At 71.5% G+C, this 10,624-nt stretch carries 8 protein-coding genes and 1 pseudogene; 4 read left to right on the forward strand and 5 right to left on the reverse strand.

Annotation, left to right across the window (positions count from 1 at the left end; all coding sequences use genetic code 11):
- Positions 1-371 precede the first annotated feature (371 nt).
- A complete protein-coding gene (locus ACWC09_RS51320; RefSeq protein WP_450859069.1) occupies positions 372-923 on the reverse strand; it encodes a MarR family winged helix-turn-helix transcriptional regulator in 552 nt (183 codons plus the stop codon).
- Between the two features lie 152 nt (positions 924-1,075).
- Between ACWC09_RS51320 and ACWC09_RS51325 the strand changes: the two genes are divergently transcribed.
- A complete protein-coding gene (locus ACWC09_RS51325; RefSeq protein ID WP_450859081.1) occupies positions 1,076-2,338 on the forward strand; it encodes an MFS transporter in 1,263 nt (420 codons plus the stop codon).
- Between the two features lie 70 nt (positions 2,339-2,408).
- Here the strand turns inward: ACWC09_RS51325 and ACWC09_RS51330 are convergent, their stop codons facing one another.
- The 3 genes from ACWC09_RS51330 to ACWC09_RS51340 all read right to left on the reverse strand — a co-directional run bounded on the left by ACWC09_RS51330 (position 2,409) and on the right by ACWC09_RS51340 (position 6,515).
- A complete protein-coding gene (locus ACWC09_RS51330) occupies positions 2,409-3,215 on the reverse strand; it encodes a class I SAM-dependent methyltransferase (RefSeq protein ID WP_450859070.1) in 807 nt (268 codons plus the stop codon).
- A 26-nt stretch (positions 3,216-3,241) separates the two neighbouring features.
- Positions 3,242-4,894 carry an ATP-binding SpoIIE family protein phosphatase gene (locus tag ACWC09_RS51335; protein WP_450859072.1) on the reverse strand — a complete coding sequence of 551 codons (1,653 nt, stop codon included), beginning with the start codon at positions 4,892-4,894 and terminating at the stop codon, positions 3,242-3,244.
- A gap of 241 nt (positions 4,895-5,135) precedes the next feature.
- Complete coding sequence (locus tag ACWC09_RS51340; protein ID WP_450859074.1) at positions 5,136-6,515, reverse strand: NAD(P)/FAD-dependent oxidoreductase; 1,380 nt, start codon at positions 6,513-6,515, stop codon at positions 5,136-5,138.
- Positions 6,516-6,898: 383 nt separating this feature from the next.
- Here ACWC09_RS51340 and ACWC09_RS51345 point away from each other — a divergent pair, with 383 nt between their 5' ends.
- Positions 6,899-7,669 (forward strand): TetR/AcrR family transcriptional regulator, encoded by a 771-nt coding sequence (locus ACWC09_RS51345; RefSeq protein ID WP_450859076.1) that lies wholly within the window; start codon positions 6,899-6,901, stop codon positions 7,667-7,669.
- Between the two features lie 388 nt (positions 7,670-8,057).
- The gene (locus ACWC09_RS51350; protein WP_450859078.1) at positions 8,058-9,980 is read left to right on the forward strand and encodes a sigma-70 family RNA polymerase sigma factor; all 1,923 of its coding nucleotides are present in this window, start codon (positions 8,058-8,060) and stop codon (positions 9,978-9,980) included.
- On the opposite strand, the gene ACWC09_RS51355 is transcribed toward ACWC09_RS51350, so the two are convergent.
- The gene (locus ACWC09_RS51355) at positions 9,967-10,518 is read right to left on the reverse strand and encodes a hypothetical protein (RefSeq protein WP_450859080.1); all 552 of its coding nucleotides are present in this window, start codon (positions 10,516-10,518) and stop codon (positions 9,967-9,969) included. The two genes, ACWC09_RS51350 and ACWC09_RS51355, sit on opposite strands and share 14 nt — an antisense overlap.
- A 7-nt stretch (positions 10,519-10,525) precedes the next feature.
- Between ACWC09_RS51355 and ACWC09_RS51360 the strand changes: the two are divergent.
- Positions 10,526-10,624 (forward strand): annotated as a pseudogene (locus ACWC09_RS51360) (dTDP-4-dehydrorhamnose reductase); the annotation flags it as partial.

Genomic DNA, 10,624 nt, shown 5'->3' on the forward strand with positions numbered 1-10,624 from the left:
GGACGCTTCCTTTGTACTCACCCTCTCGGGCTTTCCTCCGGGCGCTTCCCTTCGGTCTTGCGTTTCCGACTCTATCAGATCCTTTCGGCGTCTGATTCCCAGTCAGAGGGGGTTGTCTTCCCGGCTGTTGGGCCGTTCCGACGTCTCAAACCTTAGCGGATTCTCTCGGCGATTCCCAATCGGGCCGCCGAGCCCCAATCGAATTGAATTCGGGCACGCCGAAATCAACCCGTTCGGGAGATCATGCTGATGGTTTGGGTTGCCGCTTACGCGGCGGGAGGTGTTGCCGAGGGACCGTTACGGCCCCGTGGCAACCCGAAGAACTTTACGGATCCGGCGGAGCGCTGTCAAGCGCCCTCTGTCAAGATCTTTTAGTCCAGGTCGCTGAGGCGTCCGCCCGCGTCCGGCTGCGCGTGCTCCACCCTGCGCAGAAGGCGGGTGAGGACGTCGCCCAGGCCCGTGCGCTCCTCGGCCGAGAGGTCCTGGAGCAGGTCCTCCTCGAAGACCGTGGCAAGCCTCATCGCCTCCAGCCACTTCTCACGTCCCTCCGCGGTCAGCTCGACGATCACCCGGACGCGATTCGTCTCGTCCCGCTCCCGGGTCACCAGTCCCTCGGCGAGCATGCGGTCGATCCGGTGGGTCATCGCGGCCGGCGTGAGGCCGAGCCGCTTGGCGAGGTCGCTCGGGCCCATGCGGTAGGGAGCGCCGGAGAGGACGAGGGCCTTGAGGACCTCCCACTCGGCGTTGCTGATGCCGAGGGCGGCGGTCTGGCGGCCGTAGGCGACGTTCATACGGCGGTTCAGGCGGGACAGTGCCGAGACGATCTTCTCGACCTGGGGGTCCAGGTCCCGGAACTCGCGCTGGTAGGCGGCGATCTGCTCTTCGAGGCTCGGTTCGCCGAGGGTGCCGGGGGTGTCGCCCATGGGCGAAGTATGGCATGGGGGTCGTTGGCGTTGAAGTTCTTCCAGGTGTACCGTTTAGCTTCGAACTTTAGCTTTGAAGTCTTCGGTTCTAAGTACTGAGGCACTCCAACTACCTGAGAGAGGTGAACGTGACCAGGGCGATGGGCGCAGCGATGCGCCGGATCCACGTGGGCAACGCACTCAGCGCGTTCGGGCTCGGCTTCACCGTCCCGTATCTGTACGTCTATGTGGCGCAGGTGCGGGGGCTGGGGGCGGTGACGGCGGGGCTCGTCCTCGCCGTCTTCGCCGTGGCCGCGTTGATCGTGCTGCCGTTCGCCGGGCGGGCCATCGTCCGGCGCGGCCCGCTGCCGGTCCTGCTCGCCGCCCTGGTCACCGCCGCCCTCGGGGCGCTGAGCCTGGGGCTGGCGAACAATGCGACGACCGTCCTGCTGTCGGCCGCGGCGCTGGGCGCCGGGCAGGCCGTCATGCAGCCCGCGCTCGCGACGATGATCGTGGACTGCTCGACCGCCGACACACGCTCACGTGCCTTCGCGACGCAGTTCTTCCTGCAGAACCTGGGGCTGGGCGTCGGCGGGCTCATCGGCGGCCATCTCGTCGACTCTACGCGCGTCGACTCCTTCACCCTGCTGTTCTCCATCGAGGCGGCGATCTTCCTGCTGCTGGCCGTCGTGATGACGACCGTGCGGATGCCGCACTCACCGCGGATGGAGGGCGCGCCCGCGCAGTCCGCCAAGGGCAGCTGGAAGCAGCTGCTGAACAACCGGGCGATGGTGCAGCTGTCCGTGCTGGGCTTCGTGCTGTTCTTCGCCTGCTACGGCCAGTTCGAGTCCGGGCTGAGTGCGTACGGGGTCGAGGCGGCCGGGATCTCCACGTCCGCGCTGGGGAGCGCGCTGGCCGCCAACACGCTGATGATCGTCGTGGCGCAGTTCGCCGTGCTGAGGTTCGTCGAGCGGCGGAGGCGGTCGCGGGTGATCGCCGGGGTCGGCCTGATCTGGGCCGTCGCGTGGGTCGCGGCGGGTTGTGCCGGCCTCGGGCACGTCAGTCAGGAGATGGCGACGGCGGCGTTCGTGTCGACGTACGCGCTGTTCGGGCTGGGTGAGGCGATGTTGTCGCCGACGGTGGCTCCGCTGGTCGCCGATCTGGCGCCGAGCGGGATGGCCGGGCAGTACAACTCGGCCTTCGCCCTGGTGAAGCAGCTCGCGCTGGCCGTGGGGCCGGCGGTGGGCGGGCCCATGGGGGCCTCGCTGCACGCGCCGTACATCGTGACGTTTCTGCTGTTCTCGCTGGGGATCACCTTCCTCGCGCTGCGGCTCGGGCGGCGGCTGACCGCCGTACAGGATCAGCCGTGGGCCGGGAGGAGCCGCGTGGTTGCCCGGGGTGGGGCCGCTGCGGAGCCGGTGGTCGCGGAGGCCTGAGCCGGGGTGCCTGCGAAGGGCGGTCGTCATCTTTGGTGGCGGCCGCCCTTCGGCGTGCGGGCGGGGAGGGTCAGCGGGTGGCTGTGGTCAGGGTCGCGGTGAAGGTGAAGGTCTCCGTGCCGTGGGCGGTCAGGAGGGCGGTGAGGGTCTCGCCGGCGGCTGTGAGGGCTTCCGGGCCCTCCTTGTCGAGGATCTGCTGGGCCCAGGGCAGGACCGAGAGGTGGCCGGGGGCGAAGTCGGCGAGTGGGGGGAGGGCGATGCCGAAGGTGAGTTCGTGGGCCTTGGCGTCGTGGAAGCCGGCCGTGCGGAGGGATGTGGTGAGGTGGTCCGCCGTACAGGAGAAGGCGGCGGCGTAGGAGGCCGCCGCTTCGGGGCCGCCGTACTCCTTGATGACCGTGTGCTGGGCCGAGAAGTAGGGACTGGTGAGGGCTGTGGGGGCCCAGGTCGTGGCGGCGAAGTGGCCGTGGGGACGGGTGACCCGGGCTGCTTCCGTGAGGGCCGCCGTGAGGTCGGGGAAGAACTGGGCGCCTTGTTGGCAGACGACCGCGTCGAAGGCGGCGTCGGGGTAGGGGAGGTCGTCGGCCGAGGCTGTCGTGAACTCGATGTCGGGGTAGTGGCGGGGGTGGTGGGCCGTGGCGATCCTGAGCATGCCCTCGTTCACGTCGGCGCCGAAGACCCTGCCCGTGGGGCCGGCCTGGGCGGCTGCCGCGCGGGCGGCGAACCCGGTGCCGCAGGCGAGGTCGAGGACGGTGGCGCCGGGGTAGAGGTCGACGGCGTCCAGGAGTGCGGTGACGAAGGGCGCCATGATGGGCGCGACGTACTGCTCGTAGCGTTCGGGTGCGGTGCCTGTGAGCTGGAAGCCCGGTTCGTCTGCCATGAAGAGCTACTAGCACCGGGGATCTGTCAGGGCGAGCCTTTCGGCAGGACGAATTCGCACCACACGGCCTTGCCGCCGCCGGGCGTGCGGCGGGAACCCCAGTTGGAGGCGATCGTCGCGACGATGGCGATGCCCCGGCCCGACTCGTCGCCCGGTTCGGCGCGGCGTCGGCGCGGGAGGTGGTCGTCGCCGTCCGTCACCTCGATGAGCAGGCGGCGGTCGGTGCGGCGCAGCCGCAGGCGCATGGGCGGGGTGCCGTGCTGGAGGGAGTTGGCGACCAGCTCGCTGGCCGCGAGGACGCCGAGGTCGTGGAGGTCGGGCGGGAAGCGCCAGCTCGTCAGGACGCCGGAGGCGAAGGCACGCGCGCGCGGGGCCGCTTCGATGCCGCCGAGGAGTTCCAGGGCGGCGTTGCGGAAGAGTTCGCTCTCGGGGCCGGTACGGGCCGGGTGCTGGAGGACCAGGACGGCCACGTCGTCGTCGTGGTCGGCCGTCACGCCCGCCGAGCGGACCAGGCGGTCGCAGACGACCTGGGGCGTGCCCGTGGCGCCGGAGAGGGCTGCCTCCAGGGCCGCGATGCCCTCGTCCAGGTCGGCGTCGCGGCGCTCGACCAGGCCGTCCGTGTAGAGGACGGCGGTGGAGCCGGGGCCGAGCGGGATCGAGCCCGACGCGTGCATCCAGCCGCCGGTGCCGAGCGGCGGGCCGGTCGGTTCGTCGGCGCGCTGGACGGCGCCTGTCTCGTCGCGGACCAGGATCGGGAGGTGGCCGGCCGAGGCGTACACCAGACGGACCTCGTTCGGGTCGTGGATGGCGTACACGCAGGTGGCGATCTGGTTGGCGTCGATCTCGGCGGCGAGGCCGTCGAGGAGCTGGAGGACCTCGTGCGGGGGGAGGTCGAGGCGGGCGTACGCGCGGACCGCGGTGCGGAGTTGGCCCATGACCGCCGCCGCCCGTACGCCTCTGCCCATGACGTCGCCGATGACGAGCGCGGTGCGGCCGCCGCCGAGGGTGATGACGTCGTACCAGTCGCCGCCGACCGCGGTCTCGGTGCCGCCGGGCTGGTAGGTGGCGGCGATGCGCAGGTCGTCGGGTTCCTCCAGGACCTGGGGGAGGAGGGAGCGCTGGAGGGTCACGGCTGTCTCGCGCTGGCGGCGTTCGCTGGCGCGGAGGCGTTCGGCGGCCTCGGCGTGGTCGGTGACGTCCGTGGCGAAGACCAGCACGCCCGCGTGGTCGCCTTCCGTCACCGGGGTGCAGGTGAAGGTGTAGGAGCGGCCGTCGGGGGCCTTGCGGGACTTGAGGGTGCGGGGCTTGCCGCTGCGCAGGACCTGGTCGAGAAGCGGCAGCAGGCCCAGTTCGTCGAGTTCGGGGAGGGAGTCGCGGGTGGGTTCGCCGAGGGGGCGGATGCCGAAGGCCGCCGTGTAGGCGTCGTTGATGTAGGCGACGCGGTGGTCGGGGCCATGGAGGAGGGCGACCAGGGCCGGGACGCGGTCCAGGACCTCACGGACGGGGAGTTCGTCCACGGCGGGCAGGTGCGGGAGCTCGTCGGTGAGCTGTTCGGCGCGGGCCGCGGGGACCGAGCTCGCGGTCTCCGGCTGCCGGTCGGGGGTGACCGGGTGGTCGGTCCGCGCTGCGGCGCGGCGCTGCGTTCCGGGGAGCCGGGCGCTCCAGCGCGTGAAGTTCACGAATCCTTGCCTCGTGTCGTCGTCTTCGGCGTGCGCGGCGTCCTGGCCGCCCTGGGGCGGCGCCGGTCCCGGCCGGAGAGCTGGGGGGTGGTGCCCCCGGGATGCAGCACGGTGGGGAGAGCCTCTTGGGGTCGAAGGGCGGGCGGATGCTCGCCCTGGGGCGGGGATCAGTCTGGCAGTGTGGCCTACCGGGGCGACATCCGTCAGACGCCCACCCGGTCGGTGGAGTTCCTGGGTCCGGTCAGGACGACCCCTTCGGGTCGTTCGCCGGGTCGGTAGGAGGCTTTCCACCGGCCGCGAGTTCGAACTCCGCACGGGGATGTTCGAGGGAACCGAGCGAGACGATCTCCCGCTTGAAGAGGCCCGAGAGGGTCCATTCCGCCAGCACACGGGCCTTGCGGTTGAAGGTGGGGACCCTGCTGAGGTGGTAGACGCGGTGCATGAACCAGGCAGGGTAGCCCTTCAGCTTGCGCCCGTAGACGTGTGCCACGCCCTGGTGGAACCCGAGGGAGGCGACCGAGCCGACGTACTTGTGGGAGTACGTCTGAAGGGGCTCGCCGCGCAGTGCGTGCGCGATGTTGTCGCCGAGGACCCTGGCCTGGCGGACCGCGTGCTGGGCGTTGGGGGCGGTCTCCCTGCCGGGCTCCGCCACGGTGACATCGGGGACGGCCGCCGCGTCTCCCGCCGCCCACGCGTGCGTGACGCCGTCGATCGTCAACTCGGGAGTGCACTTCAGCCGGCCGCGCCCGGTGAGCGGGAGGTCGGTGGCGGCGAGCAGCGGGTGGGGTTTGACACCGGCCGTCCAGACGATGGTGCGGGTCGGGAAGCGGGCGCCGTCACTGAGCACGGCGATGCGGTCGACGCAGGAGTCCAGGCGGGTGCCCAGGCGGACGTCGATGTTGCGGCGGCGCAGTTCGGTGACCGTGTAGCGGCCCATCTCCTCGCCGACCTCGGGCAGGATGCGGTCCGAGGCCTCGACGAGGATCCACTTCATGTCCTCGGCCTTGACGTTGTGGTAATAGCGCGTGGTGTAGCGGGCCATGTCCTCCAGCTCGCCCAGCGCCTCCACGCCGGCGAATCCGCCGCCCACGAAGACGAAGGTCAGGGCCGCGTCGCGGATCGCGGGGTCGCGGGTGGAGGAGGCGATGTCCATCTGCTCGATGACGTGGTTGCGCAGGCCGATGGCCTCCTCGACCGACTTGAACCCGATGGCGTGCTCGGCGAGGCCGGGGATGGGGAGCGTGCGGGAGATCGAGCCGGGCGCGAGGACCAGCTCGTCGTACGACAGCTGCTCCGCGCCCGCGCCCTCCTCCTCGGTGGCCAGGGTGGTGAGGGTCGCGGTGCGTTTGGCGTGGTCGATCGACCGGACCTCGCCGATGACGATGTGGCAGAGGTCGAGCACGCGGCGCAGCGGTACGACGACGTGGCGCGGGGAGATCGCACCGGCCGCGGCTTCCGGAAGGAACGGCTGGTAGGTCATGTACGGGTCGGGAGTGACGACCGTGATCTCGACGGTGCCCTGCCTGAGTTCCTGTTTCAGCCTCCGTTGCAGGCGCAGCGCCGTGTACATCCCGACATAGCCGCCACCGACAACGAGAATGCGCGCACGTTCCTTCACCATCCCATGACGCACCCATGACTTGAGTTTGTCCACAGCCCCGGCAATTTTGTGTGACCGCGGGCCGGGGATCTCCGGAGTTGGCCGGATTGTCGGAGTGCGCGGGAGGAGTGCAGGTCAGTGGGTGTGCGCCGGGGGCGCTCGGGTGGCGCAATCCGGACGTAAACGACCCGTACTCCGATCGGGGGGCGCTCCGTGCGGAACCTGCCCCTTCTGAATTGACTCCCTCTCAACTATGTTCGTGTGTCGACGGGGTGTAGGGGGATGCGCTCATCGGTCATCGAGTCCGCGACGGGTGGGCTGGTTGAACGGGCTGTTCCGTACGCTCCGGCTGCCAATGGCGGGGAGAGTCTCCGGGGGGAGACGTCATTACCGGGGGAACGCTTATGCATGTTCAGGACTCTCATTGGTCGTCCGCGTCTTCTCTGACAGCGGGCGGCGTGGTCAGCGCTGCGGCGAGCAACGGACGCGGGGACACCTCGCGCACGACGCCGCTGCGCGTGGACGCACAGCGCAATCTGGAACACGTACTGCGTGCGGCGCGCGAGGTCTTCGGCGAGCTGGGATACGGCGCGCCGATGGAGGACGTGGCGCGGCGGGCGCGGGTGGGCGTGGGGACCGTGTACCGGCGGTTCCCGAGCAAGGACGTCCTGGTGCGGCGGATAGCCGAGGAGGAGACGTCCCGGCTGACCGACCAGGCCCGGGCGGCGCTCGGGCAGGAGGACGAGCCGTGGTCGGCGCTGTCGCGCTTCCTGCGGACGTCTGTGGCGTCGGGAGCGGGGCGGTTGCTGCCGCCCCAGGTGCTGCGGGTCGGCGTCGCCGAGGAGCGGACCGACGGCGGTTCCGTGTTCGACGAGGCGCGGGTGCCGCAGCAGAGGTCGCAGCCCGGTGCCGGGGAGCTGAGGTTGGTTCCCGGGGCGCATTCCGGGGTGTCCTCGGACGACGACGCCGGGGCTTCCACGCTGCTCGAGGTCGTGGGGCAGCTGGTGGAGCGGGCTCGGGCGGCGGGTCAGCTGCGGGCCGATGTGTCCGTGTCGGATGTGCTGCTGGTGATCGCGACGGCTGCGCCTTCGTTGCCGGATGCGGCTCAGCAGGCTGCGGCGTCGGCTCGGCTGTTGGACATTCTGCTGGAGGGGCTTCGGTCTCGCCCGGTGTGATGAGCGCTGGCTGTCGTTCGGCGCCTGCGGGTCGTATGTGCCTGGTCGCGACCACGCGGGGTAGCCGCATATCGACACAGCCCCGCGCCCTTTAGGCCGGTCAGCCTCATGTATGCCTCGAAAGGGTGACCCTGGGGCGTGGGCTCTGCGCGGCCCGCGCCTCCTGTGTGCCCCGAAGCACAATCCGGAAAAGCGGGCATTTCGGTCAATTTCTATGCCCTGCACGTCAGTTGAGCCTTCCCCGAATGGGTGAGGGCTAGTACTGCTGCGCGGTAAATCCCCACGGACGAGTGGAAGGGGTGTCCTCGGGGGGTCCTGAACAAAAGCCAATATGGCACGCTGACCCGGTGTTCGGGACTGGTAGGGCAGGCGGCGGGGGCTTTCCTCGATGAGTGTTGACGGGCGGGACGGGGCCGGGGCACCGGGGGACGGTGACCCGGAGGGCGGCGGTACGCCGCAGGTGCCCAGCCAGGGGGGACGCGCCTCCATTCCGGCCCAGGGCGGTGAGCCCGTCGAGGGCAGCGTCCCGGCACAACGCGACCGACGTGAGGACGGTGGCGTTCTTCCGTCGCCGCCGAAGCTGCCGCCTCCCGACGCCAAGCTGATCGAGCGGATGCGCTCGGGCGACGACACGGCCTACGTGGAGCTGTACCGGCGCCATGCCGACGCCGTGCGCCGATACGCCCGCACCTGCTGCCGCGACGCCCACACCGCGGACGACCTCACCGCCGAGGTCTTCGCCCGGATGCTGCAGGCGGTGCGCGGCGGGCACGGGCCCGAGCACGCCGTACGTGCGTATCTGCTCACCTCCGTCCGGCGCGTGGCCGCCGGCTGGACGAAGTCGGCCAGGCGGGAGCAACTGGTCGACGACTTCGCCGTGTTCGCCGCGCAGGCGGCCCGATCCTCGGAGGTCTCGGACGACGACGCGCTCGACCTCGGCGCCGATGCGCGCGCCATGCACGAGGCCGAGCAGTCCATGGCGATGCAGGCCTTCCGGTCGCTGCCCGAGCGCTGGCAGGCCGTGCTGTGGCACACCGAGGTCGAGGACGAGTCGCCCAGCGAGGTCGCGACGCTCTTCGGGCTGGACGCCAACGGCACGCGGGTGCTCGCCAGCCGGGCCCGCGAGGGCCTCAAGCAGGCCTATCTGCAGGCCCACGTCAGCGCCACCCTGGTGGCCGACGAGGAGTGCGCCCGCTACGCCGACCGGCTCGGCGCCTACGCCCGCGGCGGTCTGCGCACACGGGCCGAGCGGGGGCTGCGCAAGCACCTGGAGGAGTGCGCCAAGTGCCGGCTGGCCGCGGGCCAGATCAAGGAAGTCGCCGGCGGGATTCCGGGAGTCGTGCCGGTCGCGGTCATCGGTTGGTTCGGTGCCGCCGGGTACGCCAAGGCGCTCGGGCTCATCGCCGGCGGGGCCGGTGCCGGCGCGGCGGGTGCCGCGGGTGCCGGCGCGGCGGCGAGTGGCGGCTCTTCTGGGGCCGCCGGCGCCGGTGGCGCCGTTGCCTCCGAGGGACTGGGCGCGCCCGTGAAGATCGGTATCGCCGCCGGTGTCGTCGCCGCGGCGGGCGTGGCGGTGACCCTGGCGCTCACCGGGAGCCATCCCGCGGCCAAGAAGCCGGACGCCAAGCCGCCCGTCTCCTCCCCGGTCGTGCGGCCAACGGCGCCGAAGCCCACGCCCCCGAAGAAGTCGCCCGAGCCGCAGCCGCCGGCGATCGTGCCCGTGAACGCCCCGAAGCCGACGCCGAAGCCGATGCCCACCCCGACACCCCGGCCGACGCCCACCCCGACGCCCTCCCCGACGTCGAAACCCGCCCCCACACCGAAGCCGACGCCGACCCCGACGCCCACTCCCACACCGGCCCCGGCTCCCCCGCCCGCCCCCGCCGTCTACGAGTGGAGCGAGCTGGCCTACGACGTCAGCGGCGACGGCACCGGGCCCGAGATGCGGATCGGCGAGAGCAGCTGGGTGTGGCAGCGGTACGGGCTGTCCATCGCCGACAAGCAGTACACCCACGGCGTGACCGTGCACGGCCGGTCCTCCGTCACCATCGACCTCAACCGCGGCTGCACCGCCTACGACGCCAGGGTCGGCATCGACGACACGACCCTGGGGCTCGGCAAGGTCTACTTCTCCGTCCGCGCCGACGGCGTCCGGCTGTGGAAGTCCGGCCTGGTCGAGGGCGGCGACCCGGCGGTCCCGGTGCATGTGAATCTCGTCGGGCACAGGATCGTGCGGCTGGTCGTCGAGCCGAACAGCGGCTTCGACTCGCTGACGCTCGCGGACTGGGCCGAGGCGAGGTTCACCTGCTCGTAGACCGGTCTCCGGTGGCGGCGGGGTGGACGCGCAGGGCCTCGCCGAGGTCGTCGAGGAGGGCGTCGTCGGCGAGGGCGGCGCCGCTGACGTACTCCGCCCGCCAGCGGTCGCCCAGCGCGGTGCGGGCGGCCGCCTCGGCGCGCTCGGCCCTGGCGCCCTCCGGCATCAGGCGCGGATGGTCGCCGCGGCGGCGGTCCGCGGCCGCGAGCAGCCTGGCCACGCGCGCGTGGTCGCCGAGGTCGGCCAGCAGGGCCGCCGTGCAGTCCACCAGCGTCGCCAGGACCGCGTCGGCGACGCGCTGCTCCAAGGCCACCCGGACCGTGTCGACCAGCTTCGGCAGGCCGTGCAGCGGACCCGACTCGGCGACCGTCACCATCGCCTCGACCGCGTTGAGCATCACCATGAACTGCGGCGGCGGAGTGCCGCGCCGGGTCTCCGCGCGGGCCGCCTCGGACAGCTCGCGGGCGCGGGCGGTGGCCTTGTCGTCCAGGGCGATCTGGGCGCACATGAGCAGGACGAACGCCTTGGAGTCGGCCACGGCGTAACGGTCCGCCCTGGCCGGAACCGCGCCCCCCGGGGTCTACCACGGCACCAGCGGTGGGGAGACGACCTGGTTCGGCCTGGCACGGGAGGTCTTCCGGCTG

It is taken from the genome of Streptomyces sp. NPDC001617, from assembly GCF_053596855.1.

Coding starts and splice junctions, on each gene's coding strand:
- ACWC09_RS51350 (WP_450859078.1), top strand. CDS start 8,058: ATGAGTGTTGACGGGCGGGACGGGGCCGGGGCACCGGGGGACGGTGAC.
- ACWC09_RS51325 (WP_450859081.1), top strand. CDS start 1,076: ATGCGCCGGATCCACGTGGGCAACGCACTCAGCGCGTTCGGGCTCGGC.
- ACWC09_RS51340 (WP_450859074.1), bottom strand. CDS start 6,515: ATGGTGAAGGAACGTGCGCGCATTCTCGTTGTCGGTGGCGGCTATGTC.
- ACWC09_RS51345 (WP_450859076.1), top strand. CDS start 6,899: ATGCATGTTCAGGACTCTCATTGGTCGTCCGCGTCTTCTCTGACAGCG.
- ACWC09_RS51330 (WP_450859070.1), bottom strand. CDS start 3,215: ATGGCAGACGAACCGGGCTTCCAGCTCACAGGCACCGCACCCGAACGC.
- ACWC09_RS51320 (WP_450859069.1), bottom strand. CDS start 923: ATGGGCGACACCCCCGGCACCCTCGGCGAACCGAGCCTCGAAGAGCAG.